Below are 22,911 nucleotides of genomic sequence, written 5' to 3'. Positions count from 1 at the left end.
GGGATCAGCGGGCGCTCTTGCGCGGTGTGCGCTTGGCCGCCGCCGTGGTCTTCTTCGCTGCCGGCCGGGCCTTGGCAGCGGGCTTGGCAGCGGGCTTGGCCGCTGCCGCCTTCCTGGCGGCGGGCTTGCGCTCGCCGGCCATGCTCTTCATGCCCTTGGCGGCGAACTGGCTGGCCATGCCGGTGGCCGTCTTGATGGCCTCCTTGGCCAGGCCGGTGGCCATGTTCTTGGTGGTATCGAGGGCGGTCTGCTTGGCCGCGTCCTTCATGGCGTTCGCGGCGATCTGCTGGAACTGGCCCGTGAGCGCGCCCCACCATTGCAACGGGTCGACCACGGAGGCTTCGGGCGCCGCAGCGGCGGCCTTGCCGCTCTTCCTGGCCTTGGTGGGCGCCTCCTCGGGTTCGGCATCGTCCTCTTCTTGCGGCGCCTCGTCCTTCGCGCGGCCCGAGACGCGGGCGGCAGCGCCGGCCACGGCCCCTGCCGCGCCGCTGACCGTGTCGGCGGCCTTTTGCACGCCGCTCATCACGGTATCGGCCGTCTTGAGCTTGAAGGCATTGGCCACGTCGCCCATGCTGAAGTTCATGCCCTTCAGGGTGGCCAGCGTCATCTTCTGCACCTCCAGCGCCTGGATGGTGGCGGCCAGCGCGCGCGAGTTCTGCTCCAGCCAGAACTGCACGGCCTTGAGTTCCTCGATGCGCTTTTCCAGCTCTTCGACGCTGATGGTCGGGGCCACCCAGTTGGACAGGTTGGGCAATTGCGGAATGCTGTTGGTCGCCCCCTTGGCCAGGCTCTGCAGGAAATCAAAACCGGGGACGAATTTGCCGAAACCGAAATTGGATGTGTCGCTCATGGCCGCTCCGCAAGAATGGGTGGGGGGATCGCTCCTGACAGCTTACCCCAATGGATGGCTGCTGGCGATGGCATGCAGGGGGCTTGTTCCTCAGTGTTTGTGCCCATGCGCATGGGCTGGCGCACCCGCTTGCGCGCCCGGTGCGCTGGTCGCCACGGGCACGGTCAGCTCGAGCCTGCTTTCCACGCCCTTGGCGTCCTTGAAGGTCAGGGTGAGCGGCACGGTGCTGTCCTTGGCCAGGGGTGCCTTGAGGTCCAGCAGCATGACGTGGTAGCCCCCGGGTTTGAGCTCCACGGCCTTGCCGGCAGGCAGCTCCAGCACCGGCACGGCACGCATGCGCATCACGTCGCCATCGAGCTTCATTTCATGCACCTCGGTCACGCCGGCGGCAGGAGAGGATGCCCCCACCAGGCGTGCGCCCTGTGGCGCGGTGAGCTTCATGAAGGCGCCGGTGCCCTTCTGCCCGGGGACGCTGGCGCGGGCCCAGGCGCCCTCGACCTTCACGTCGGAGGCCTGGGCCAGAGCGGAAGCGGCCAGCAGGGTGGACGACAGGGCGAGGCCGGCAAGGAGGGTCTTGTGGAATGGCATGGGTGGTGGGCTCCTGGGAAACGATGGTGCACCGCGCGGCATGGATGCGGCAAAGGCTGGCGGCCGGCGGCAGAGCGGCGCAAACTCCCTGGGCAGCAGCCACCCGCTGCGGCGGATGCGGACCATTGTAGGACCGGCGCATGCGTCATCTGCGCGACCGGGCCGGCCCGGCCGACCGCCTAGCATGGCAACCGGCAACGACCCCTACCAAGAGATACAGGAGACACCCCATGCTCACCCTCTGCGGCTTTTCGGCCAGCAACTACTACAACAAGGTCAAGCTCGCGCTGCTCGAAAAGGGCGTGCCCTTCACCGAAGAACTGGCCTGGATCGGCGAGACCGACCGCAGCGCCAGCCCGCTGGGCAAGGTGCCCTACCTGCGCACCCCGAACGGCACGCTGTGCGAGTCGGCGGTGATCGCCGACTACATCGAGTCGGCCTACCCCGAGCACCCGCTGATCCCGGCCGACCCGCTGGCCGCTGGCAAGGTGCGCGAGCTGATCACCTTCATGGAGCTGCACCTGGAGCTGGTGGCGCGCAACCTCTACCCGCAGGCCTTTTTCGGCGGCACGGTGAGCGAGGCGGCGCGCGAAAAGGTCGGCGCCCAGCTGGCCAAGAACATCGCCGCCTTCGCCCAGCTCACGAAGTTCAGCCCCTTCATCGGCGGTGACAGCTTCACCGCGGCGGACTGCGCGGCCATCGTGCACCTGCCGCTGGTGTCGTCGGCCACAAAGATCATCTACGGCCGCGACTTCCTGGCCGAGCTGCCGGTGCGCGGCTACCTGGCCCGCATGAACGAGCGCCCCCACGTGGCGCGCGTGAATGCCGACCGCAAGACCAACACGGCCGAGATGCTGGCCAGACCGAAAGGCTGACGTCGCCAGGGGGAGCGCATCCGCTGCTATCCTGCACCGATGCACAGCCTTTTTCACCTTGCCTTCAACGTCACTGACCTCGACGCAGCCCGCCGTTTCTACGGCGGCGTGCTGGGCTGCCGCGAAGGCCGCAGCACCGACACCTGGGTCGATTTCGACTTCTTCGGCCACCAGATCTCCCTGCACCTGGGCACGCCGTTCACCAGCGCCGCCACCGGCCATGTGGGCGAGCACCTGGTGCCCATGCCGCACTTCGGCGCCATCCTTGAATTGCCCGCCTGGAAGGCCGTGGCCGAGCGCCTGAAGGCGGCCGGCACGCCATTCGTGCTTGCGCCCCAGGTGCGCTTCGAGGGCGAACCCGGGGAGCAGTGGACGATGTTCTTCCACGACCCGAGCGGCAACCCGATCGAGATGAAGGGCTTCAAATCCATGGAACAGGTGTACGCGGCGTAGGCCGCCACCGCGCCGGGAGCCAGGGGCGGCAGCCGCCGCCCCTCCCCGGCACCCCTCTCAGCGCCGCTGCATCAGCGGCATGCTCCCCAGTGCGAACACCGAGTTGGGCACACCGAGCCCGGCCAGGCGCGGCTTGGGCTTGGCGCTGGGCACAGCGCGGGCACGTTGCTGCGGCGCCGGCTCGCCGGACTCCACCACCACGCCACGGGCCAGCTCCTGCGTCACCAGCTCCGCCAGCGTCACGGACTGCAGGTAGTCCATCACCCGGCTGTTGAAGGTGATCCACAGCTCACCCGTCATGGCCTTCATCTGCGCCGCCTGGCCCTGGGCCAGGCTCTGGGTGTCGTCACCCTTGAGGTTTTCCACCGCCAGGATGATGTCGGCCACGGACACCTGGTCCGCGCGGCGCGCCAGCGTGTAGCCGCCGCCAGGCCCGCGCGTGCTGTCCACCAGCCCGGCGCGCCGCAACGCGCTGAACAGCTGCTCCAGGTAGGACAGCGAGGTGCCCTGGCGTGCACTGATGGTCGACAGTGCCACAGGACGCATCTGCTGACGCAGTGCGAGATCGGTCATGGCCGACACGGCAAGTTGCCCTCGGGTAGTGATACGCATCTTTGACTCCTTGTGAACGTTGTATGGCCAGGGTTCGGTGCCCGAAGGGGCGTTCCGCGATCTGTCCATGGACGTACTTTAGGGATCTTGACACTTCGCGTATATTCGATTTATTGAGATTTTTACTTCGTTTTTTGCGAAGTATCAAGGAGACGGCATGAACTTCAAGCACCTGCGCTACTTCTGGACCACGGCCAAGGCGGGCGGCATCATGCGCGCCGGCGAGCAGCTCAACACCACGCCGCAGACGCTCTCGGGCCAGATCAAGCAGCTCGAGGAATGGCTGGGCCACGACCTGTTCAAGAAGCGCGGCCGGGGGCTGGAGTTGACCAGCGAGGGCCGGGTGGCACTCGGTTATGCGGAGCAGATCTTTGCGCTGGGCGACGAGCTGGAAAAGTCCATCCGCCTGGCGCGCGGGCAATCGCGCCCGCTGGAGTTCCGCGTGGGTGTGGCGGATTCGGTGGCCAAGTCGGTCGCCTACCGCCTGCTGGAGCCGGCAATGGGCCTGGCCGAACAGGTGCACATGACCTGCCACGAGGGCAAGTTCCCCGAGCTGGTGGCGCAGCTGAGCCTGAACCGGCTGGACCTGGTGCTGGCGGACGAGCCGGTCTCCCGGAAGATCGGCGTCAAGGCCTTCAACCACGGCCTGGGCACCAGCTCCATGAGCTTCTTCTGCGCACCGGCCCTGCGCAGCCAGCTGCAAGGCCCGTTCCCCAAGTGCCTGCATGGCGCGCCGATGCTGATCCAGGGGCCCATGTCCTCGGTGCGCCAGCAGCTCGACCACTGGTTCAACAAGCACCAGCTGCAGCCGCGCCTGGTGGGAGAGTTCGACGACAGCGCGCTGATGAACGCCTTCGGGCGCGAGGGGCGCGGGGTGTTCACCTCGCCCACGGTGCTGGAAGAGGAGACCCAGGCCCAGTTCGGGGTCGAGGTGATCGGTCGCTCCACAGAGCTGGTCGAGGAGTTCTTTGCGATCTCGGTGGAGCGGCGCATCAGCCACCCCTGCGTGGCCGCCATCACCAAGGCCGCCCGGTCCGACCTGTTCGCGGCATGACCGGGGCAGGTGCCGACGGCCCTGCCCCACCGGTTCAGGCGGCCGGCACCTGCACCTGGCGCGCGTACGGCAGGGGCGCCACGGCGCCATAGCCCTGCACCGCCAGCGCTGCGGCGGCATTGGCATAGCGCGCCGCCGCGAACACGTCGTCACCCTGGGCCAGGCGGGCCAGCAGGTTGCCGCAGAAGCAGTCGCCGGCACCGGTGGCGTCCACGGGCGTGACGCGCAGGCCGACGATGCGCTCCCTGCGCTGGCCGTCGCTGGCCAGGGCCCCCTCGGCACCGAGCTTGAGCACCACGGTGGCCGCGCCACGCGCATGGCCCCAGTCGACGATGGCGTCGGGATCGGACAGGCCGGTCAGGGCCTGCATGTCCACCAGGCTGGGCAGGAAGATGTCGCACAGCGCCACGGCCTGAGCGATGCAGGCCTGGGCCCGCGCCAGCGGCCAGAGCTTGAGGCGCAGGTTGGAGTCGAAGGCCACCAGGGTGCCGGCCTCGCGCGCGAGAAGCATGGCCTCGAAGGCCGTGTCGCAGGCCTGCGGCGAGATGGCCAGCGAAATGCCCGACAGGTGCAGGATGCGGGCCGCCTGCAGCACGGCCGTGGGCTCGCCGGCCAGCCACTGCGGCGCCATGCGGCTCGCGGCCGACCCTGCGCGCAGGTAGCTGAACTCGTGCCCGGCCGCTCCATGCGAGACGAAGTAGATGCCGGTGGGGTGCTCGCCGTCGCTCTGCACGGCGCGGGTGTCCACGCCCTCGGCGCGCCACAGCGCGGTGAGCGCCTGGCCGAAGCTGTCCTGCCCGATGCGCGTGAGGTAGGCCACGCGCGCGCCGGCCCGTGCCGCCGCAATGGCGGCATTGCTGGTGTCGCCGCCGAAGCCGCGCAGGTACTGCGGCTGGCCGGGGTGGACCTGGTTGAACTCGACCATGGCCTCGCCGAGCGCGGCCACGTCGAAGGTCTTGCCCACGGAGGTGGTGGAACGCTCAGGCACGGGGCTTGTAGGCGGTGACGTCGATCTCGACCTTGGCGTCGATCATGAGGCGCGACTCCACCGTGGAGCGGGCCGGCCGGTGCTCGCCGAAGCACTCCATGTAGACGCGGTTGAAGCTGCCGAAATCGCGCGCATCGGCCAGCCAGACGCTGACCTTGGCCACATCGGCCAGGGTGCAGTCGGCCAGCGCCAGGGCGTCCTTGACGCGCTGGAACACCTGGCGCGTCTGGGCCTCGATGCCGCCGACGATGACCTGGCCCTGGTCGTCCGTGGGCACCTGGCCCGAGACGAAGACGAAGTCGCCAGCGCGCGTGGCGGGCGACAGGGGACGCGCCTGGCGGTCGGATGCGATGGGGGACTGGCCCAGCAGTTCTACATGGCTCATGCAAGCTCCTTGTGTAATGAATTTACATAAATCATCGGAAAAAACCCGTTTGACTTTCATAAACGAGTCATCTACGATTAAAAATGTAATGTTATTACTTATGGAGCCACGATGCAATCCTCATCCATCCGTGATTGGTTGACGCCCGGAAGGCCTGTTCAGGCCGCCAGGCGCAGCGTTCTGGGCCTGGCAGCAAGTGCTGCCGTGCTCGTGGCCCTGGGGTCGGGCCAGCCCGCCCTGGCCGCCCCCGCCAAGGGGGGCGCCGCCAACCTGGCCATGGTCGGCGAGCCCCAGGGGCTGGACCCCATGGTGAGCACGGCCGACCTGGTCGGCACCATCATGCAGCACGTCTACGAGCCGCTGTACACCTTCGACGCGAACTGGGCCGTGGCGCCCATGCTGGCCGAGGGCCTGCCCTCCGTGTCCAAGGACGGCCTGACCTACACCATCGCCCTGCGCAAGGAAGTGAAGCTGCACAACGGCCGCGACCTGAATGCCGACGACGTGGTGGCCTCGCTGCAGCGCTGGATGGAGCTGTCGCCGCGCGGCAAGGCCGTGGGCAAGGAGGTGGCCTCGCTCACCGCCAAGGGCCCGCTGTCGGTGGAGCTCAAGCTCAAGGCGCCCTATGCACCGCTGTTGGCCCAGCTGGCGCTGCCCAGCGGCATGGCCGCCATCATGGCCAAGGAGAGCATCGCGCCGCAGCTCAAGGATTTCATCGGCACCGGTCCCTACAAGTTCAAGGAGCGCCGCCCCGACCAGTTCACGGTGCTGGTGCGCCACGACACCTACAGCGCCCGCAAGGAGGCCCCGAGCGGCTATGCCGGCCGCCGCGAGGCCCTGCTCGACGAACTGCGCTTCGTGCCCGTGCCCAACGCCAACACCCGCGTGGAGGGCGCCCTGTCGGGCCAGTTCCAGTACGCCGACCTGCTGCCCGTGGAAGCGGCCAGCCGCATCGACAAGGGTGCCCCGGCCGTGGTGCCCATCGTGACCAAGAACTTCGGTTTCCCCTACATCGTCTTCAACACCAAGGAAGGCGTGCTGGCCGCGCAGCCGCTGCGCCGCGCGGTGCAGACCGCCGTGGGCTCGGGCGAGCTGCTGGCTGCGGGCTTTGGCGACAACCGCTTCTTCGTGGTGGAGCCCAACTTCTTCCCCAAGGGCACGCCCTACTACTCGGACGCGGGCAGCAAGCTGTACAACGAGCGCAACCCGCAGGCCGCCAAGGACCAGGCGGCCAAGGCCGGCTACAACGGCCAGCCGGTGCGCATCATGGCCAGCCGGCAGTACGAGTTCCACTACAACATGGCGCTGGTGATGGCCGAGCAGCTCAAGAAGGCCGGCTTCAAGACCGAACTGCAGGTGGTGGACTGGGCCACACTGGTGCAGCGGCGCAACGATGCCAAGTTGTGGGACGTGTACTTCACGCACTCGGGCCTGTTCCCCGAGCCCATGCTCTCGCCGCCGCAGCTCGGTGACGGCGCGCCGGGCTGGTGGGATTCGCCCGCCAAGAAGGCCACGCTCACGGCCTTCAACCAGGAGACCAATGTCGCCAAGCGCGGCCCGCTGTGGGGTGCCGTGCAGCAGGTGGTGTACGACGAAGTGCCCTTCATCGAGGTCGGCAAGTTCAACGGCCTCTCGGCGCGCTCGGCCAAGCTGGAAGGCTACACGCCGGCGATCTGGCCGTTCTTCTGGAACACGGGCCTGGCCAAGTAAGCCCCCACTGCACGAAGGTTCGTTGCCATGCGTTTTCTGATGACCCGCCTGGGCGGCGCCCTGGTGGTGCTGGCCCTTGTCGCGGTGCTGGTGTTCGCGCTCACGCGCCTGGCCTCGGGCGACCCGGTGGCGCTGCTGCTGGGTGAGCAGGCCACGGCCGAGGACATCGCCGCGGCGCGCGTGCAGTACGGGCTGGACAAGCCCCTGCCCACGCAGTTCGTGCTCTGGGTGGGCGAGCTGCTGCAGGGCAACCTGGGCCAGTCCATCTTTCTGCAGCGCCCGGTGGCGCAGGCGCTGCTCGAGCGCGCCGAGCCCACGCTGTTCCTGGCGCTGTTCGCGGTGGGCATCGCGGCGCTGATCGGCATCCCCTGCGGCATGGCGGCCGCCATCTGGCGCGGCAGCCCCGGTGACCAGGCCCTGAGCGGCGTGGCCATGCTGGGCGCCAGCGTGCCCAGCTTCTGGCTCGGGCTGATCCTGATCCAGCTGTTCGCGGTCAAGCTCGGCTGGTTCCCGGCCTCGGGCTATGGCGACCCGGCCTCGCCGCTGGCCGAGCGCCTGTCGCACCTGCTGCTGCCGGCGCTGGTGCTGGGGCTGCTGAACTCGGCGCTGATCATCCGCTTCACACGCGCCTCGATGCTCGACATCCTGGGCGAGGACTACGTGCGCACGGCACGCGCCAAGGGCCTGGCCGAAGGCACGGTGATGGTCAAGCACGTGCTGCGCAATGCGCTGGTGCCCATCGTCACGGTGCTGGGCCTGACACTGGCGCTGATGATCGGCGGCACGGTGGTGACCGAGACGGTGTTCAACCTGCCCGGCGTGGGCAATCTGGTGGTGCGCGCCGTGCTGCGCCGTGACTACCCGGTGATCCAGGGCACGCTGCTGGTCATCGCGGCCATCTATGTATTCATCAACCTGGCCATCGACTTCCTGTACACGCTGGTCGACCCACGCATCCGGCTGGAGGGCAAGTGACATGGTGCAAGGCCTGATTCGCAATCTCAAGGACTACTGGCTGCCACTGGCACGCCGCCTGTTCGCACGCAAGGTGGTGCTGGCCTCGGCCATCGTGCTGGCCCTGGTGGTCGCGGTGGCCACGGTGTTCCCCTGGGTGTCGGACGCCGACCCCAACGCCATCTCGATCAGCGAGCGCCTGAACGCGCCCTCGGCCGCGCACTGGGCCGGCACCGACGAGCTCGGGCGCGACGTGATGCTGCGCATCGTGCACGGCGCACGCTATTCGCTGCTGATCGGCGGGCTCACGGCCGCGGGCGCGGTGCTGTTCGGCACGCTGCTGGGCATGTTCGCGGGCTTCTTCCGGCGGCTGGACGCGCCGCTGATGCGCGTGGTGGACGCGATGATGTCCTTCCCCGACATCTTGCTGGGCATCGCCCTGGTGTCCATCCTGGGGGCCTCGCTGTGGAACGTGATGCTGGCGCTGGTCATCGTCTACACGCCGCGCGTGGCGCGCGTGGTGCGGGCCAGCACCCTGGTGCTGCGCGAGCTGCTGTTCGTGGACGCCGCGCGCGCCCTGGGCGTGCGCACGCCGCGCATCCTGCTCAAGCACATCCTGCCCAACCTGGTCTCGCCCATCCTGGTGCAGGTGACCTTCATCTTCGCCTATGCCATCCTGGCCGAGGCGGGCCTGTCCTTCCTGGGCGTGGGCGTGCCGCTCGACATCCCCACCTGGGGCACCATGATCGCGGGCAGCCTGGAATCGGCCGACCGCGCGTTCTGGACGATTCTCTACCCGGGCCTGGCCATCGTGTTCACCGCCCTGTCGCTGCAGATGCTGGGCGACGGCGTGCGCGACCTGCTCGACCCCAAGCTCAAGAAGGCCGCATGAGCTTTCACCGACCCACGCAAGCGCCCGCCCCTGGCGAGCGCGTTACGAAGGCACCCACCCCATGACCACCCCCACGGCTGCCCGGCTCGAAGTGCAGGGCCTGTCCACCTCGTTCGCCACCGACGCCGGCCGCATCCAGAGCGTGGCCGACGTGTCCTTTGCCATCCACCCGGGCCAGACGCTGGCGCTGGTCGGGGAGTCGGGCTCGGGCAAGTCCGTCACCAGCCTGACGCTGATGGGCCTGCACGCCAAGACCTCGCAGGCCCAGGTCAGTGGCCAGGCCTGGTTCACCCGGCGCGACGGCCGGCGCGTGGACCTGCTGGCCCTGCCCGAGGCCGAGCGCCGGGCGCTGCGCGGCAACGAGATCGCGATGATCTTCCAGGAGCCCATGACCAGCCTGAACCCGGTGCTGACCGTGGGCGAGCAGATCGCCGAATCGGTGCGCCTGCACCTCAAGCTCGACCGCCGCGCTGCACTGGCCCATGCCCAGCGCATGCTGGAGCTGGTGGAGATACCGGCCGCCAAGCAGCGCGTGCACGAGTACCCGCACCAGCTCTCGGGCGGCATGCGCCAGCGCGTGATGATTGCGCTGGCCATGGCCTGCAACCCCACGCTGCTGATCGCCGACGAGCCGACCACCGCGCTGGACGTGACCATCCAGGCGCAGATCCTGGCCCTCATGGGCCGGCTGCAGAAGGAGACGGGCATGAGCATGCTGTTCGTGACCCACAACCTGGGCGTGGTGGCGCAGTACGCCGACGCGGTGGCCGTGATGTACGCCGGCCGCATCGTCGAGTCGGCCCCGGTGCACGACCTGTTCGCGCAGCCCGAGCACCCCTACACGCGCGGCCTGCTGGCCTGCCTGCCCGGCGTGGCCAGGCGCCATGCGGTCGCGGTGGCCGGGCAGCGCCCGCGCCTGGTGGCCATACCGGGCCAGGTGTCGAGCCCGCTCGCGCCGCCGCCGGGCTGCGCCTTTGCGCCGCGCTGCGAGCGCCGCATCGCGGCCTGCGATGCGCGCATGCCGGCCCTGTCCGACGGCAGTGCCACCGAGGCCGGCCGGCGGGTGCGCTGCATCCGTGTGGGCGAGCAGGCGCAGCAGGAGGTGAGCGCATGAACGCCGTGGCCATGGCCCCGACCCCGGGCGACAACCTCATCGAGGTGCGCGGCCTGCGCAAGTACTTCGGCAGCGGCCCGCACCCGGTGCGCGCGGTGGACGACGTGAGCTTTGCCATCCGGCGCGGCGAGACCCTGGGCCTGGTGGGCGAGTCGGGCTCGGGCAAGAGCACCATCGGCCGCCTGCTGACGCGCCTGGTGGACCCGACGGCGGGCCAGATGCTGTACCACGGCAGCGACGCTGGCGGGCAGGACCTGGCCGGAATGAGCCAGGGCCAGTTTCGCCCGCTGCGCTCGAAGATCCAGATCATCTTCCAGGACCCGTACGCCAGCCTGAACCCGCGCATGCGCATCCGCGAGGTGCTGGGCGAGGCGCTGGACACGCACCGCCAGGCGCGCGGTGCGGCACGCCTGCCGCGCATCCACGAGCTGCTCACGCAGGTGGGCCTCAGGCCCGAGCATGCGGACCGCTTTCCGCACGAGTTCTCGGGTGGGCAGCGCCAGCGCATCGGCATTGCGCGCGCGCTGGCAGTGCAGCCGAACTTCATCGTGGCGGACGAGCCGCTGTCGGCGCTGGACGTGTCGATCCAGGCGCAGGTGGTGAACCTGCTGGGCGACCTCAAGCAGCAGCTGGGCCTGACCTTGCTGTTCATCTCGCACGACCTGGACGTGGTGGAGTACCTGTGCGACCGCGTGGTGGTGCTGTACCTGGGCCGCGTGATGGAGATCGCGCCCACCAGCGCGCTGTATGCGCGGCCAGCCCATCCCTACACGCGCGCCCTGCTGGCCGCGGCCCCCATCCCCGACCCGGCGCAGCGGCGTACCATCCCCCTGCTGCAGGGCGACCTGCCCAGCCCCGCCAATCCGCCCTCGGGCTGCGTGTTCCGCACGCGCTGCCCGCATGCGGTGGCCGAATGCGCCAGCGCCGACATGGCCCTGCGCCCCGTGGGCACCGAGCACTGGAAGGCCTGCTGGCGCGACGACATCTGACCGGCGCAGCCCCGCTGCGTCCCTCCAACATGACGAAACGACATGACGAACACCACCACTGACTTCACCCTGGACGCCACCAGCAAGAGCTTTCCCATCGCGGCGGCGCCCTGCCGCGCCAGCGAGATCGCCGCACGCGGCTGGAATGTGCTGGCCGACGACCTGGCTTTCCCGCTGGCAGTGCTCAGCCGCACGGCGCTGGCGCACAACCTGGCCTGGATGCAGGATTTTGCCAAGCGCAAGGGCATCGCCCTGGCGCCGCACGGCAAGACCACCATGTCGCCCCAGCTCTTTGCACAGCAGCTGGCGGGCGGTGCCTGGGGCCTGACCTTCGCCACGGCCTTCCAGGTCGCGGTGGGGGTGCAAGCCGGTGCGCGCCGCATCATCATCGCCAACCAGGTGGTCTGCGATGCCGACCTGGATGCGCTCGATGCACTGCTGGCCCGTCACGCCGATCTCACGGTGTGGTTCCTTGTCGACTCGCTGGCGCAGCTCGCACTGGTGGAGGACTGGAAGCAGCGCCGCGGCAGTGCCCGTGTGTTCAACGTGCTGCTGGAGATGGGCATCCCCGGCCAGCGCACCGGCTGCCGCACGCTGGACGAGGCACTGGCCCTGGCGCGTGCGCTGGCGGCGTCGCAGGCCGTGCAGTTCGATGGCATCGAATGCTATGAGGGCGGCGTGGCGCGCTGCGACAACGAGCACGACGCCCGCGAGGTGACGGCCCTGGTGCGCCGCGTGATGGAGGTGGCACGCGCCTGCGATGCAGGGCACCTGTTCGCACAGGACCGCATCCTGCTCACCGCGGGCGGCTCGGCCGTGTTCGACCTGGTGGTGCCGCTGCTGCAGGCCCAGGGCCTGTCGCGCCCCGTGGAGGGCGTGCTGCGCTCGGGCTGCTATGTGACGCACGACCATGGCAACTACGCGCGCTTCCTCAAGAACGTGGAGCAGCGCGAAGGGCTCGATACCTCGCTGCGCCCGGCCCTCACGGTCTGGGCCATGGTGCAGTCGGTGCCGGAGCCGGGCCTGGCCCTGCTGACCTGCGGGCGCCGCGACATCTCCTACGACCTGGAGATGCCCATCCCGGTGCAGCTGGCGCGGCGCGGCGAGCGCACGGCGGCGGCCGCCCCGGCCGGCTGGAGCGTGAGCGCCTTGAACGACCAGCATGCCTACCTGCGCTTCGATGCCGCAGCCGGCGACGCCGCTGCGCCCCGTGTGGGCGACCGCGTGGCGCTGGGCATCTCGCACCCCTGCACCACCTTCGACAAGTGGCGCTGGATGCCGCTGGTGGAAGACGATGGCGCCATCACGGGCGCCATCAGCACCCGGTTCTGAGACGCGGAGAAGCGCATGAACAGCAGCCTGCCTCCTTCGCCGTCGTCCTCCACCCAGCCGCCCAGCCCCACGCCGGGCCTGCTGCAGCAATTGCGCGAGCGCCAGGACAGCCTGCCCGAGGCGCAGCGCAGCGTGGTGCGTGCCGTGCTCGAAGACCCGCGCGCTGCCGTGGCGGCCACGGTGGAGCAGCTGGCGCAGCAGGCGGGCGTGTCCATGCCGACCATCGTGCGCACCTGCCGCAGCTTCGGCTACGACTCGGTGCGCGAGTTCATGCTGGCGCTGGCGCAGGACCTGGCGGTCTCGGGCTCCTACCTGCACCGCAGTGTGCTGGCCGAGGACACGGCGCAGGACGTCTCCAGCAAGATCATCCATGCGGCTGTCTCCTCGCTGACCGAGCTGGGCCGGCGCATCGACGTGGACGTGATCGACCAGGTGGCCGCCAAGCTCGCCAAGGCGCGGCGCATCGACTGCTATTCGGTCGGCGCAGCGTCGACCTTCACGGCCAGCGAGCTGCAGAGCCGGCTGTTCCGCCTGGGCCTCACGGCCAACGCGATCTTCGACGCGCACCAGCAACTGGTCTCGGCCAGCACCCTGGGCCCCGAGGGCGTGGCCTTCGTCGTGTCGCATGTGGGGCGCATGCCCTACACGGTGGAGGCGGCGCGTTTCGCCCGCTCGCAGGGCGCCACGGTGATCGCGCTGACCCAGCCCGGTACGCCGCTGGCCGAGACGGCCGACCTGGTGCTGGCCGTGTCGGTGCCGCAGGATGCGGTGATGCGCGTGGGCACCGAGGCCTACCTGGCCCACCTGGTGGTGATCGAGATCCTGATGGTGCGCCTGGCGCAGCAGCTGGGGCCGGTGGCCACGCGGGGCCTGCAGCAGTTCAAGCAGCTTTTGCACAAACACGGATTCGACAGCGCCGAGTATTCGGGCGCCATGGACCACGGCCCGGGCATGCACAAGCCGGGCCAGAAAGACAATTGATGGTAGCAACGCAAGCAACCCTGCTGAAGAACGGAACCATCATCGACGGCACCGACCGCCCCGGATGGGTGGGCGACCTGCTGCTGGCAGGCGAGCGCATCGTGGCGCTGGCCGCGCCCGGCGCCATCGACCCGGCCTTGTTCGCCGGCCTGGAGCTACAGACCATTGACTGCACGGACCGCGTGATCGCACCCGGCTTCATCGATGTGCACACGCACGACGATGCGGCCGCCATCGACGCGCCCGACATGCTGCCCAAGCTGTCGCAGGGCGTGACCACGGTGATCGTGGGCAACTGCGGCATCTCGCTGGCCCCCATGGTGACGGATGCACCGGCGGCGCCGCTGTCGCTGCTGGGCCAGCGCCAGTTCCGCCACGCGCGCATGGCCGACTACGCGCGCGCCGTGGATGCCGCGCAGCCCGGCGTGAACGTGGCTGCGCTGCTGGGCCATACGGCCCTGCGCATGCGCCACCTGCCCGAACTGGGACGCCCGGCCACGGCCAGCGAGCGCGCTGCCATGGCCGCCGACATGCAGGAGGCCATGGATGCGGGCGCGCTGGGCCTGTCGTCCGGCGTGTTCTACAAGGAAGCCTATGCGGCCGATCTCACCGAGCTGACCGAGCTGGCCAGCGTGGCCGCGCGAAATGGCGGCGTGTATGCGACCCACATCCGCGACGAGCTGGCCGGCATTTTGCCGGCGCTGCAGGAGGCGGCGCTCACGGCGCGCCAGGCCGGCCTGCCGCTGGTGCTGTCGCACCACAAGTGCGCCGGCGCCTCGAACTGGGGCCGCACGCGCCAGACGCTGCCGCTGATCGAGTCACTCGCCCAGGGCCAGCCCATCAGCCTGGATGTGTACCCCTACACCGCGGGCTCGACGGTGCTGCGCACCGACCTGGTCGACGGTGTGATCGACATCCTGATCACCGGCAGCCAGCCCCATCCCGAGATGGTGGGCCGCTACCTCAAGGACATCGCCCGGGAATGGGACACGACCGAACAGGCAGCGTGCGACCGGCTGCAACCCGGTGGCGCCTGCTACTTCCAGATGCGCGAGGACGATGTGGAGCGCGTGATTGCGCACCCCCTGTCCATGATCGGCTCGGACGGGCTGCCGCACGACGAGCGCCCCCACCCCCGGCTGTGGGGCGCCTTCCCGCGCGTGCTGGCCTGCTACTGGCGCGAGAAGGGCCTGCTGCGGCTGGAAGAGGCCATCCACAAGATGACCGGCCTGTCGGCGCAGCGCTTTCGCATCGGCGAGCGGGGCCGCCTGGCTGCAGGCCACATGGCCGACGTGGTGGTGTTCGACCCGGCGCGCGTGCGCGATACCGCGAGCTACGAGAAGCCCGTGCAGTTCAGCGAAGGCATCGAGCAGGTCTGGGTGAACGGCGTGCTGAGCTACACCGCAGAAGGCCGCGCCACCGGGGCACGTGCCGGGCGCTTCATCCGCCGGCAGGCTACCCCGCCCGCCTGAGGCATGCCCCAAGCGGGCTTTGCAGCCATTGCAAAGCCGCTTCCCGCCGGGCGCCGTGTCCGGAAACCGGGTCGAAAACTACAGTGGAGGCACCTACCAACCCATCCACTGACCAGGAGTTTTCCATGCCCATCATCAACGTCAAAGTCTCTGCCGAACGCTCGGCCGCCCTGTCGCAGCGCATCTCGGACACGCTGCTCGATCTGACCACCCGCATCCTGGGCAAGAACCCCCAGATCACGGCGGTGACCGTTTCCTATGTGCACCCCGAGGACTGGATCGTGGGCGGCAGCAGCTTGGCCGCCCAGGGCAAGAAGAGCGTCTACCTCGACATCAAGGTCGTCGACGAGACTAACACCAAGGCCGAGAAGGCACGCTACATCGCCGAGGTGTTCGCGGCCTTCCAGGGCCTGCTGGGAGAGCTGCACGAGGAAAGCTACATCTATGTGCAGGACGTGCGCGCGACGGCCTATGGCTATGGCGGCAAGACGCAGGAGTTCCGGCACCAACATCCCCAGTGAGTGCAGGCGGCCGGCACCGGCGGTCCGCCATTGCTTCGTCCCACCCACCAGCCAGCCAGCCAGCCAGCCAGCCAATGGCTCGGCCCAAAAACAAAAAAGCCCACTCGAAAGTGGGCTTTTTGCAATATTGGTTGCGCGAGGAGGATTTGAACCTCCGACCTTTGGGTTATGAGCCCAACGAGCTACCAGACTGCTCCATCGCGCGGCAAGATTGAATTATATACCTTATTCAGCGGCTGCGGCCGAAGAATTTTCAGTTTTTTCTTCAGCACGGTCGACCAATTCAACCAGGGCCATGGGCGCATTGTCGCCAACGCGGAAACCCATCTTCAGGATGCGGGTGTAGCCACCGGGACGCGCATTGAAGCGGGGGCCCAGGTCGTTGAACAGCTTGGTGACGCTGTCGCGGTCGCGCAGGCGATTGAATGCCAGGCGGCGGTTGGCGACGGTGTCGACCTTGGCCAGGGTGATCATGGGTTCGACCACGCGGCGCAGTTCCTTGGCCTTGGGAACGGTGGTCTTGATGACTTCGTGCTCGATGAGCGAGTTCATCATGTTCTGCAGCATCGCAAGGCGGTGCGAGCTGGTGCGATTGAGTTTGCGGAGGCCGTGACCGTGGCGCATGGTGCTTTCCTTCTACTGTCTATGTAATTAAATCGGGCCAGCCGTATCAGGTACTGTCCGAGGCACTGTTTCCTGCCGCAGAAATGAATCCCTGCTACAGGAACGAAAAGTCCCCCTTGCGGAGGACCCTAATTCGGGTTCCCCATTTTCTGGGGAACTCGGGATTATAGCGTTTGTTTAACGCTTGTCCAGACCGGCTGGTGGCCAGTTCTCAAGCTTCATGCCCAGCGTGAGACCACGCGATGCGAGCACTTCCTTGATTTCGTTGAGCGACTTGCGACCCAGGTTAGGCGTCTTGAGCAGCTCGTTCTCGGTGCGCTGGATCAGGTCACCGATGTAGTAGATGTTCTCGGCCTTCAGGCAGTTGGCGGAACGCACGGTCAGTTCCAGCTCGTCCACAGGGCGCAGCAGGATCGGATCGAACGTGGCATTGCCGCGCGGGCCTGCAGGTGCGTCGAACGCAGCCAGCTCGCCGCCTTCCAGCTGTGCGAACACCGCCAGCTGTTCCACGAGGATCTTGGCCGAGGCGCGCACGGCGTCTTCGGCCGTGATGGCACCGTTGGTCTCGATCTCGACGACCAGCTTGTCCAGGTCGGTGCGCTGTTCCACGCGGGCGCTTTCCACGGTGTAGCTTACGCGCTTCACGGGGGAGAACGATGCATCCAGCACAATGCGGCCAATCGACTTGGTCGATTCGTCGGCATAGCGGCGCAGGTTGCCCGGCACGTAGCCGCGGCCCTTCTCCACCTTGATCTGCATGTCCAGCTTGCCGCCAGCCGACAGCGTGGCGATCACGTGGTCGGGGTTGACGATCTCGACGTCGTGGGGCGTCTGGATGTCGCGGGCGGTTACCACGCCTTCACCATCCTTGCGCAGGCTCAACGTGACTTCGTCACGGTTGTGCAGCTTGAACACCACGCCCTTGAGGTTCAGGAGGATGTTGACCACATCTTCTTGAACGCCATCGATGGACGAGTACTCGTGCAGAACGCCTGCAATGGTGACTTCCGTCGCTGCGTAACCCACCATGGACGAGAGCAGGACGCGCCGAATGGCGTTGCCCAGCGTGTGGCCATAGCCACGCTCGAACGGCTCCAGCGCGACCTTGGCACGATTGTGGCCAAGCTGCTCGACATTGATCGCCTTGGGTTTCAGCAAATTGGTTTGCATTCAGACTTCCTCTCAATACCCCCAGCTCGTTACACCGGTAAGGCTGGTGAAGCGCCTAAACCGCGATGCCTCGCGGTTCAGGTACGGTTTTTTCGAAATGTGATTCGAACTAGCGATTAGCGCGAGTACAACTCAACGATCAGCGATTCGTTGATGTCGGCACCGAATTCGTCGCGGTCAGGCACCTTCTTGAACACGCCTTCTGCCTTGTCGGCATTGACGTCCACCCAGGCGGGGATACCGACCTGTGCAGCCAGTTGCAGTGCTTCGACGATGCGGTTCTGCTTCTTGGACTTTTCGCGCACGGCCACGACATCACCGACCTTGACCAGGTACGAAGGGATGTTGACGGGCTTGCCGTTCACCGTGATGGCGCAATGCGACACCAGCTGGCGGGCTTCTGCACGCGTGGAGCCGAAGCCCATGCGGTACACGACGTTGTCCAGACGCGATTCCAGCAGGAACAGCAGGTTGGCACCGGTGTTGCCCTTGCGGCTGTCAGCGGTCTCGAAGTAGCGGCGGAACTGCTTTTCCAGGATGCCGTACATGCGCTTGACCTTCTGCTTTTCGCGCAGCTGCAGGCCGTAGTCGGACGTGCGGGCACCGGAGGTGCGGCCGTGCTGACCAGGCTTGGAGTCGAACTTGCACTTGTCCGCAATGGAGCGACGGGCGCTCTTGAGGAACAGGTCGGTGCCTTCACGGCGGGAGAGTTTGGCCTTGGGGCCGAGGTAACGTGCCACTTGAACTTCCTTTATGTCATCTACCGCAAACCATTGCGGGAGCCGCCTGTGTCGCTCTCGCGTACGCAGGCGGCGGTGGGCTTGTGAAAATTAGATACGACGGCGCTTTTGAGGGCGGCAGCCGTTGTGCGGGACCGGCGTCACATCGGAGATCGACGTGATGCGGATGCCCAGGGCACCCAGTGCGCGCACCGAGGATTCGCGACCAGGACCTGGGCCCTTGATCTCGACGTCCAGGTTCTTGATGCCTTGGTCGATGGCGGCGCGGCCAGCCACTTCCGAAGCCACCTGGGCTGCGAAAGGCGTGGACTTGCGCGAGCCCTTGAAGCCCTGGCCACCCGACGAGGCCCACGACAGGGCGTTGCCCTGGCGGTCCGTGATCGTGATGATCGTGTTGTTGAACGAAGCATGCACGTGGGCAATGCCGTCCGACACGTTCTTGCGAACCTTCTTGCGAACGCGCTGTGCTGCGTTATTGGCTGGAGACTTGGCCATATTGATCTTTCAATCTCTTTATTTCTTCAGTGCAGCAGCACCCTTGCGCGGGCCCTTGCGGGTGCGTGCATTGGTACGGGTACGCTGACCACGCATCGGCAGACCACGACGATGGCGGAAACCACGGTAGCAGCCAATGTCCATCAAACGCTTGATGTTCATGGTGGTTTCGCGGCGCAGATCACCTTCGATGGTGAATTGCTCGATCTGCTCGCGAATTTTTTCCAGGTCGCTGTCCGTCAGATCCTTGATCTTCTTGGAGTAAGCGATGCCGGTGGCTTCGCAAATCTTGCGAGCGCGTGTGCGACCAATTCCAAAAATGGAGGTCAAACCGATTTCCGCGTGCTTGTGGGGCGGAATGTTGATGCCAGCGATACGTGCCATATGCGTCCTCTAATACTTTCCAATCAACCCTGGCGCTGCTTGTGACGCAGATCCGTGCAGATCACGCGCACCACACCCTTGCGGCGGATGATCTTGCAGTTGCGGCAGATTTTTTTGACCGAAGCCGAAACTCTCATTGCATTCTCCTAAAACTTTTCCATCCGTCCCGGCTATCTTGCACGGAACACAATTTTTGTGCCCGCTACAGAATCGTGGGGCGCCAACTAACCTAAACCTTGCTTTCGGGGACCAGGCGCGCTGTGCGCCCAGGCCCTTCCAACCCGTCAACCGCCCTGATTGCCTTTGAAATTGGCTTTCTTGAGCAGCGACTCATACTGTTGCGACATCATGTAGTTCTGCACCTGGGCCATGAAGTCCATGGTCACCACCACGATGATCAACAGCGAAGTTCCACCAAAGTAAAACGGTACGTTGTACTTCAGGATCAAGAACTCGGGCAGCAGGCAGACGAAGGTGATGTAAACCGCCCCCGCCAGTGTCAGTCGCACAAGAATCTTGTCGATATAACGGGCCGTCTGTTCACCGGGACGGATCCCGGGAATGAACGCACCGCTCTTCTTCAGGTTGTCTGCCGTTTCACGGCTGTTGAAGACCAGCGCCGTGTAGAAGAAGCAGAAGAAGATGATCGCAGCGGCATAGAACATCACGTACACCGGCTGACCAGGCGTCAGGGCGGAAGAGATGTCGCGCAACCAGCGCATCGACTCTCCGGCACTGAACCAGTTCACCACGGTGGCTGGCAGCAGGATGATGGACGAAGCGAAGATGGGAGGAATCACACCTGCCATGTTCAGCTTCAAGGGCAGGTGGGACGATTGACCACCATAGACCTTGTTCCCCACCTGCCGACGCGCATAGTTCACGAGGATCTTGCGCTGGCCACGTTCCACATACACCACGAAGTAGGTCACCGCAGCAACCACCAGCACGATGAAGATGGCTGCCAGAATGCTCATCGCACCCGTGCGCACCAGCTCCAGCAGGCCACCGATGGAGCTTGGCAGACCGGCCGCGATACCTGCAAAGATCAGGATCGAGATACCGTTGCCAAGACCACGTTCCGTGATCTGCTCACCGAGCCACATCAGGAACATGGTGCCAGCCGTCAGGCTGACCATGGCCGTGATGCGAAAACCCATGCCGGGGCTCAGCACCAGGCCGGCCGAGCTCTCCAGTGCCACGGCAATGCCGAGCGACTGGAAAATGGCCAGGCCCAGCGTGCCGTAGCGCGTGTACTGGGTGATCTTCCTGCGGCCGGACTCGCCTTCCTTCTTCAGCTGCTCGAATGTCGGGACCACGTAGGTCATCAGTTGCATGATGATCGATGCCGAGATGTACGGCATGATCCCCAGTGCAAAGACGGTAAAGCGCGAGAGCGCTCCACCCGAGAACATGTTGAACAGGTTCAGGATGCCGCCTTGCTGGCCGCTGAAAAGCTGCTGAAGTTGGGCTGGGTCGATACCGGGCACGGGGATATGCGCCCCGATGCGGTACACGACCAGCGCAAGCAACAGAAAAACCAGGCGACGACGCAGGTCGCCGAACTTGCCGGTTTTTGCAATTTGAGCCGCGCTAGTAGCCACAGGTACCTTCTTTCAGATCCAAAATCAGGCCAGGCTGCCGCCAGCAGCTTCGATAGCCGCCTTGGCACCTGCAGTAGCGCCCACGCCCGTCAGCTTGACAGCCTTGGACAGAGCACCGCTCTTGATGACCTTGACCACCTTGGCCAGCTCGCCGATCAGGCCGGCTTGCTTCAAGGCAAGCACGTCCACTTCGGCCAGGCCCAGCTTGTCCAGATCGGTCAGCGTGACTTCGGCATTGAACTTGAGCGATTGCGACTTGAAGCCACGCTTGGGCAGGCGACGTTGCAGAGGCATTTGACCGCCTTCGAAACCGACCTTGTGGTAGCCACCCGAACGCGACTTCTGACCCTTGTGACCACGGCCAGCGGTCTTGCCCAGACCGGAGCCGATACCGCGGCCTACACGGCGCTTGGCATGCTTGGCGCCGTCTGCGGGCTTGATGCTATTGAGTTCCATGATCTATCTCTCAGAGGACTTTGACCAGATAGCTGATCTTGTTAATCATGCCGCGCACTTCGGGCGAGTCCTGCAGTTCGCTGACACTGTTCAGCTTGCGCAGACCCAGGCCACGGACGGTGGCGCGGTGCGATTCCTTGGTGCCGATAGGGCTGCGCACCAGTTGAATCTTGACGGTTTGTTGCGTAGTCATTTACAGCTTCCAATCAGGCGAAGATGTCTTCGACCGCTTTGCCGCGCTTGGCTGCCACTTGCGAAGGCGTCGTGGAGTTCACCAGGGCGTCAAAAGTGGCGCGGACCATGTTGTAGGGATTGGACGAACCATGGCTCTTGGCCACGATGTCGGTCACGCCCAGCACTTCGAAGACAGCGCGCATTGGGCCGCCGGCGATGATACCGGTACCCTTGGGAGCGGGAGCCATCATCACAACGGCAGCGCCGTGGTGGCCGGTCACATTGTGGAAGATCGTGCCGTTCTTCAGCGAGACCTTCACCATGTTGCGGCGAGCTTCTTCCATTGCCTTTTGCACTGCAGCAGGCACTTCCTTGGACTTGCCCTTGCCCATGCCTACGCGGCCATCACCGTCGCCGACCACAGTCAGTGCAGCGAAACCGAGGATACGGCCGCCCTTCACGACTTTGGTCACGCGGTTGACCGCGATCATTTTTTCGCGCAGACCGTCGTCACGACCTTCGTCTTGCACTTTGGGTTGAAATTTAGCCATTTTGTATTCCGCTCCGCTTAGAACTGCAGGCCAGCTTCACGGGCTGCGTCGGCCAAAGCCTTGACGCGACCGTGGTACGCAAAGCCTGAGCGATCAAATGCAACCTTCTCGACGCCAGCTGCCTTTGCCTTTTCAGCAATGCGCTTGCCGATGGCCGTGGCAGCGGCGGCATTGCCACCCTTGCCCGAACCACCGAGTTCCTTGCGCACATCGGCTTCTGCGGTGGAGGCACTGGCCAACACCTTGCTGCCGTCGCCGGAGATGACGCTGGCGTAGATATGGAGATTCGTGCGGTTCACGGTCAGACGGGCCACGCCTTGCTGTGCAATGCGGATGCGGGTCTGGCGCGAACGACGAAGACGCTGCTCTTTCTTGGTCAACATGCTGCAGCTCCTTACTTCTTCTTGGTCTCTTTGATCGTGATCTTCTCGTCCGCATAGCGGATGCCCTTGCCCTTGTAGGGCTCGGGTGGACGAACAGCACGGATCTCAGCGGCAATTTGGCCAACACGTTGGCGGTCGGCGCCCTTCACGACCACTTCCGTGGGCGTGGGGGTGGCCACCGTGATGCCAGCAGGCATCTCGATGTTGACGGGGTGCGAATAACCGACAGCCAGGTTGAGCTTGGCACCGGATGCGGCGGCCTTGTAGCCCACACCGATCAGGGTCAGCTTCTTTTCGAAGCCCTTGCTCACGCCAACAACCATGTTGTTGACCAGCTGGCGGATCGTTCCGCTCATGGCATTGGCTTCGCGGGAGTCGTTGACGGGCTCAAAGCTGAGCTTGCCGTCGTTGCTCGACACCTTCACCAGCACGTTCTGCGCCAGCGACAGCGAACCACCAGTCCCCTTGACGGAGATCTGGTCATCTTTAACGGACACATCCACGCCTGCGGGGATGGTCACGGGCATTTTTCCTACTCGGGACATTTCAGTTTCTCCTCA

At 66.0% G+C, this 22,911-nt stretch carries 29 protein-coding genes and 1 tRNA gene; 12 read left to right on the top strand and 18 right to left on the bottom strand.

What is annotated here, in order from left to right; translation table 11 throughout:
• Nucleotides 1–4 precede the first annotated feature (4 nt).
• Together AC07PF_RS18205 and AC07PF_RS18200 are read right to left on the bottom strand one after the other, a co-directional pair.
• Nucleotides 5–850: a PhaM family polyhydroxyalkanoate granule multifunctional regulatory protein gene (locus AC07PF_RS18205; RefSeq protein ID WP_494612783.1), complete on the bottom strand. Its 846-nt coding sequence runs from the start codon at nt 848–850 to the stop codon at nt 5–7.
• Nucleotides 851–940: 90 nt separating this feature from the next.
• Entirely contained in the window at nt 941–1,438 is a 498-nt protein-coding gene (locus tag AC07PF_RS18200) for a copper chaperone PCu(A)C (protein ID WP_494612782.1), read from the bottom strand.
• 230 nt (nt 1,439–1,668) lie between these two features.
• Here AC07PF_RS18200 and AC07PF_RS18195 point away from each other — a divergent pair, with 230 nt between their 5' ends.
• Both AC07PF_RS18195 and AC07PF_RS18190 read left to right on the top strand, forming a co-directional pair.
• On the top strand, nt 1,669–2,313 hold the full coding sequence (locus tag AC07PF_RS18195; protein ID WP_494612781.1) for a glutathione S-transferase: 645 nt from the start codon (nt 1,669–1,671) through the stop codon (nt 2,311–2,313).
• 39 nt (nt 2,314–2,352) lie between these two features.
• Complete coding sequence (locus AC07PF_RS18190) at nt 2,353–2,766, top strand: VOC family protein (protein WP_494612780.1); 414 nt, start codon at nt 2,353–2,355, stop codon at nt 2,764–2,766.
• Nucleotides 2,767–2,823: 57 nt separating this feature from the next.
• Here the strand turns inward: AC07PF_RS18190 and AC07PF_RS18185 are convergent, their stop codons facing one another.
• Nucleotides 2,824–3,378 carry an Rrf2 family transcriptional regulator gene (locus tag AC07PF_RS18185; RefSeq protein ID WP_007849624.1) on the bottom strand — a complete coding sequence of 185 codons (555 nt, stop codon included), beginning with the start codon at nt 3,376–3,378 and terminating at the stop codon, nt 2,824–2,826.
• Nucleotides 3,379–3,535: 157 nt separating this feature from the next.
• Between AC07PF_RS18185 and nhaR the strand changes: the two genes are divergently transcribed.
• Nucleotides 3,536–4,432: a transcriptional activator NhaR gene (gene nhaR / locus AC07PF_RS18180; RefSeq protein ID WP_007849621.1), complete on the top strand. Its 897-nt coding sequence runs from the start codon at nt 3,536–3,538 to the stop codon at nt 4,430–4,432.
• A gap of 34 nt (nt 4,433–4,466) precedes the next feature.
• On the opposite strand, the gene AC07PF_RS18175 is transcribed toward nhaR, so the two are convergent.
• Both AC07PF_RS18175 and AC07PF_RS18170 read right to left on the bottom strand, forming a co-directional pair.
• Complete coding sequence (locus AC07PF_RS18175; RefSeq protein ID WP_494612779.1) at nt 4,467–5,420, bottom strand: sugar kinase; 954 nt, start codon at nt 5,418–5,420, stop codon at nt 4,467–4,469.
• Entirely contained in the window at nt 5,413–5,805 is a 393-nt protein-coding gene (locus AC07PF_RS18170) for a RidA family protein (RefSeq protein WP_007849612.1), read from the bottom strand. The genes AC07PF_RS18175 and AC07PF_RS18170 overlap by 8 nt, the downstream gene beginning before the upstream one ends.
• A gap of 111 nt (nt 5,806–5,916) precedes the next feature.
• Between AC07PF_RS18170 and AC07PF_RS18165 the strand changes: the two genes are divergently transcribed.
• The 9 genes from AC07PF_RS18165 to AC07PF_RS18125 all read left to right on the top strand — a co-directional run bounded on the left by AC07PF_RS18165 (nt 5,917) and on the right by AC07PF_RS18125 (nt 15,770).
• Entirely contained in the window at nt 5,917–7,515 is a 1,599-nt protein-coding gene (locus AC07PF_RS18165) for an ABC transporter substrate-binding protein (RefSeq protein WP_494612778.1), read from the top strand.
• Between the two features lie 27 nt (nt 7,516–7,542).
• Nucleotides 7,543–8,490, top strand: a complete 948-nt coding sequence (locus AC07PF_RS18160) for an ABC transporter permease (RefSeq protein ID WP_007849607.1) — start codon at nt 7,543–7,545, stop codon at nt 8,488–8,490.
• A 1-nt stretch (nt 8,491) separates the two neighbouring features.
• Entirely contained in the window at nt 8,492–9,361 is an 870-nt protein-coding gene (locus AC07PF_RS18155) for an ABC transporter permease (protein WP_494612777.1), read from the top strand.
• 61 nt (nt 9,362–9,422) lie between these two features.
• A complete protein-coding gene (locus AC07PF_RS18150) occupies nt 9,423–10,475 on the top strand; it encodes an ABC transporter ATP-binding protein (protein WP_007849591.1) in 1,053 nt (350 codons plus the stop codon).
• On the top strand, nt 10,472–11,464 hold the full coding sequence (locus AC07PF_RS18145; protein WP_199234340.1) for an oligopeptide/dipeptide ABC transporter ATP-binding protein: 993 nt from the start codon (nt 10,472–10,474) through the stop codon (nt 11,462–11,464). The genes AC07PF_RS18150 and AC07PF_RS18145 overlap by 4 nt, the downstream gene beginning before the upstream one ends.
• Before the next feature lie 42 nt (nt 11,465–11,506).
• Nucleotides 11,507–12,796 carry an amino acid deaminase gene (locus tag AC07PF_RS18140; protein ID WP_007861743.1) on the top strand — a complete coding sequence of 430 codons (1,290 nt, stop codon included), beginning with the start codon at nt 11,507–11,509 and terminating at the stop codon, nt 12,794–12,796.
• 15 nt (nt 12,797–12,811) lie between these two features.
• Complete coding sequence (locus AC07PF_RS18135; protein ID WP_494612776.1) at nt 12,812–13,777, top strand: MurR/RpiR family transcriptional regulator; 966 nt, start codon at nt 12,812–12,814, stop codon at nt 13,775–13,777.
• Nucleotides 13,777–15,249: an N-acyl-D-amino-acid deacylase family protein gene (locus AC07PF_RS18130; protein ID WP_007861740.1), complete on the top strand. Its 1,473-nt coding sequence runs from the start codon at nt 13,777–13,779 to the stop codon at nt 15,247–15,249. Before AC07PF_RS18135 ends, AC07PF_RS18130 begins: the two co-directional genes overlap by 1 nt.
• A 125-nt stretch (nt 15,250–15,374) precedes the next feature.
• The gene (locus AC07PF_RS18125) at nt 15,375–15,770 is read left to right on the top strand and encodes a tautomerase family protein (protein WP_007861738.1); all 396 of its coding nucleotides are present in this window, start codon (nt 15,375–15,377) and stop codon (nt 15,768–15,770) included.
• Between the two features lie 128 nt (nt 15,771–15,898).
• Here the strand turns inward: AC07PF_RS18125 and AC07PF_RS18120 are convergent.
• The 13 genes from AC07PF_RS18120 to rplF form a co-directional block, all read right to left on the bottom strand.
• Nucleotides 15,899–15,975, bottom strand: a tRNA-Met gene (locus tag AC07PF_RS18120).
• A 20-nt stretch (nt 15,976–15,995) separates the two neighbouring features.
• Nucleotides 15,996–16,394, bottom strand: coding sequence for a 50S ribosomal protein L17 (gene rplQ, locus AC07PF_RS18115; protein WP_007861737.1), 399 nt, complete (start codon nt 16,392–16,394; stop codon nt 15,996–15,998).
• A 177-nt stretch (nt 16,395–16,571) separates the two neighbouring features.
• Nucleotides 16,572–17,564: a DNA-directed RNA polymerase subunit alpha gene (locus AC07PF_RS18110; protein WP_007861735.1), complete on the bottom strand. Its 993-nt coding sequence runs from the start codon at nt 17,562–17,564 to the stop codon at nt 16,572–16,574.
• 116 nt (nt 17,565–17,680) lie between these two features.
• Nucleotides 17,681–18,304 carry a 30S ribosomal protein S4 gene (gene rpsD / locus AC07PF_RS18105; protein WP_007861733.1) on the bottom strand — a complete coding sequence of 208 codons (624 nt, stop codon included), beginning with the start codon at nt 18,302–18,304 and terminating at the stop codon, nt 17,681–17,683.
• Nucleotides 18,305–18,394: 90 nt separating this feature from the next.
• Entirely contained in the window at nt 18,395–18,799 is a 405-nt protein-coding gene (gene rpsK, locus AC07PF_RS18100) for a 30S ribosomal protein S11 (RefSeq protein WP_005793662.1), read from the bottom strand.
• 18 nt (nt 18,800–18,817) lie between these two features.
• Entirely contained in the window at nt 18,818–19,183 is a 366-nt protein-coding gene (gene rpsM, locus AC07PF_RS18095; protein WP_035206424.1) for a 30S ribosomal protein S13, read from the bottom strand.
• Between the two features lie 23 nt (nt 19,184–19,206).
• A complete protein-coding gene (gene rpmJ, locus AC07PF_RS18090) occupies nt 19,207–19,320 on the bottom strand; it encodes a 50S ribosomal protein L36 (protein ID WP_005793651.1) in 114 nt (37 codons plus the stop codon).
• Nucleotides 19,321–19,467: 147 nt separating this feature from the next.
• On the bottom strand, nt 19,468–20,787 hold the full coding sequence (gene secY, locus AC07PF_RS18085) for a preprotein translocase subunit SecY (protein WP_007861729.1): 1,320 nt from the start codon (nt 20,785–20,787) through the stop codon (nt 19,468–19,470).
• Nucleotides 20,788–20,811: 24 nt separating this feature from the next.
• The gene (rplO, locus tag AC07PF_RS18080) at nt 20,812–21,243 is read right to left on the bottom strand and encodes a 50S ribosomal protein L15 (RefSeq protein ID WP_007861727.1); all 432 of its coding nucleotides are present in this window, start codon (nt 21,241–21,243) and stop codon (nt 20,812–20,814) included.
• Nucleotides 21,244–21,253: 10 nt separating this feature from the next.
• Nucleotides 21,254–21,436 carry a 50S ribosomal protein L30 gene (gene rpmD / locus AC07PF_RS18075; RefSeq protein WP_007861725.1) on the bottom strand — a complete coding sequence of 61 codons (183 nt, stop codon included), beginning with the start codon at nt 21,434–21,436 and terminating at the stop codon, nt 21,254–21,256.
• 13 nt (nt 21,437–21,449) lie between these two features.
• Nucleotides 21,450–21,968 (bottom strand): 30S ribosomal protein S5, encoded by a 519-nt coding sequence (gene rpsE, locus AC07PF_RS18070; protein ID WP_007861723.1) that lies wholly within the window; start codon nt 21,966–21,968, stop codon nt 21,450–21,452.
• Nucleotides 21,969–21,985: 17 nt separating this feature from the next.
• The gene (gene rplR / locus AC07PF_RS18065) at nt 21,986–22,351 is read right to left on the bottom strand and encodes a 50S ribosomal protein L18 (RefSeq protein ID WP_007861721.1); all 366 of its coding nucleotides are present in this window, start codon (nt 22,349–22,351) and stop codon (nt 21,986–21,988) included.
• Nucleotides 22,352–22,362: 11 nt separating this feature from the next.
• The gene (rplF, locus tag AC07PF_RS18060; protein WP_007861719.1) at nt 22,363–22,896 is read right to left on the bottom strand and encodes a 50S ribosomal protein L6; all 534 of its coding nucleotides are present in this window, start codon (nt 22,894–22,896) and stop codon (nt 22,363–22,365) included.
• Between the last annotated feature and the right edge of the window lie 15 nt (nt 22,897–22,911).

The sequence above is a fragment of the Acidovorax sp. GW821-FHT10A04 genome (assembly GCF_059415825.1).
Note: the sequence above shows the minus strand (reverse complement) of the source record. Positions and strands in the feature narration are given on the sequence as shown.

Excerpts from the sequence above, each read along its gene's own strand:
- AC07PF_RS18205 (WP_494612783.1), bottom strand. The coding sequence starts at position 850 with ATGAGCGACACATCCAATTTCGGTTTCGGCAAATTCGTCCCCGGTTTT.
- AC07PF_RS18200 (WP_494612782.1), bottom strand. The coding sequence starts at position 1,438 with ATGCCATTCCACAAGACCCTCCTTGCCGGCCTCGCCCTGTCGTCCACC.
- AC07PF_RS18195 (WP_494612781.1), top strand. The coding sequence starts at position 1,669 with ATGCTCACCCTCTGCGGCTTTTCGGCCAGCAACTACTACAACAAGGTC.
- AC07PF_RS18190 (WP_494612780.1), top strand. The coding sequence starts at position 2,353 with ATGCACAGCCTTTTTCACCTTGCCTTCAACGTCACTGACCTCGACGCA.
- AC07PF_RS18185 (WP_007849624.1), bottom strand. The coding sequence starts at position 3,378 with ATGCGTATCACTACCCGAGGGCAACTTGCCGTGTCGGCCATGACCGAT.
- nhaR (WP_007849621.1), top strand. The coding sequence starts at position 3,536 with ATGAACTTCAAGCACCTGCGCTACTTCTGGACCACGGCCAAGGCGGGC.
- AC07PF_RS18170 (WP_007849612.1), bottom strand. The coding sequence starts at position 5,805 with ATGAGCCATGTAGAACTGCTGGGCCAGTCCCCCATCGCATCCGACCGC.
- AC07PF_RS18165 (WP_494612778.1), top strand. The coding sequence starts at position 5,917 with ATGCAATCCTCATCCATCCGTGATTGGTTGACGCCCGGAAGGCCTGTT.
- AC07PF_RS18160 (WP_007849607.1), top strand. The coding sequence starts at position 7,543 with ATGCGTTTTCTGATGACCCGCCTGGGCGGCGCCCTGGTGGTGCTGGCC.
- AC07PF_RS18155 (WP_494612777.1), top strand. The coding sequence starts at position 8,492 with ATGGTGCAAGGCCTGATTCGCAATCTCAAGGACTACTGGCTGCCACTG.
- AC07PF_RS18150 (WP_007849591.1), top strand. The coding sequence starts at position 9,423 with ATGACCACCCCCACGGCTGCCCGGCTCGAAGTGCAGGGCCTGTCCACC.
- AC07PF_RS18145 (WP_199234340.1), top strand. The coding sequence starts at position 10,472 with ATGAACGCCGTGGCCATGGCCCCGACCCCGGGCGACAACCTCATCGAG.
- AC07PF_RS18140 (WP_007861743.1), top strand. The coding sequence starts at position 11,507 with ATGACGAACACCACCACTGACTTCACCCTGGACGCCACCAGCAAGAGC.
- AC07PF_RS18135 (WP_494612776.1), top strand. The coding sequence starts at position 12,812 with ATGAACAGCAGCCTGCCTCCTTCGCCGTCGTCCTCCACCCAGCCGCCC.
- AC07PF_RS18130 (WP_007861740.1), top strand. The coding sequence starts at position 13,777 with ATGGTAGCAACGCAAGCAACCCTGCTGAAGAACGGAACCATCATCGAC.
- AC07PF_RS18125 (WP_007861738.1), top strand. The coding sequence starts at position 15,375 with ATGCCCATCATCAACGTCAAAGTCTCTGCCGAACGCTCGGCCGCCCTG.
- rplQ (WP_007861737.1), bottom strand. The coding sequence starts at position 16,394 with ATGCGCCACGGTCACGGCCTCCGCAAACTCAATCGCACCAGCTCGCAC.
- AC07PF_RS18110 (WP_007861735.1), bottom strand. The coding sequence starts at position 17,564 with ATGCAAACCAATTTGCTGAAACCCAAGGCGATCAATGTCGAGCAGCTT.
- rpsK (WP_005793662.1), bottom strand. The coding sequence starts at position 18,799 with ATGGCCAAGTCTCCAGCCAATAACGCAGCACAGCGCGTTCGCAAGAAG.
- rpsM (WP_035206424.1), bottom strand. The coding sequence starts at position 19,183 with ATGGCACGTATCGCTGGCATCAACATTCCGCCCCACAAGCACGCGGAA.
- rpmJ (WP_005793651.1), bottom strand. The coding sequence starts at position 19,320 with ATGAGAGTTTCGGCTTCGGTCAAAAAAATCTGCCGCAACTGCAAGATC.
- rplO (WP_007861727.1), bottom strand. The coding sequence starts at position 21,243 with ATGGAACTCAATAGCATCAAGCCCGCAGACGGCGCCAAGCATGCCAAG.
- rpmD (WP_007861725.1), bottom strand. The coding sequence starts at position 21,436 with ATGACTACGCAACAAACCGTCAAGATTCAACTGGTGCGCAGCCCTATC.
- rpsE (WP_007861723.1), bottom strand. The coding sequence starts at position 21,968 with ATGGCTAAATTTCAACCCAAAGTGCAAGACGAAGGTCGTGACGACGGT.
- rplR (WP_007861721.1), bottom strand. The coding sequence starts at position 22,351 with ATGTTGACCAAGAAAGAGCAGCGTCTTCGTCGTTCGCGCCAGACCCGC.
- rplF (WP_007861719.1), bottom strand. The coding sequence starts at position 22,896 with ATGTCCCGAGTAGGAAAAATGCCCGTGACCATCCCCGCAGGCGTGGAT.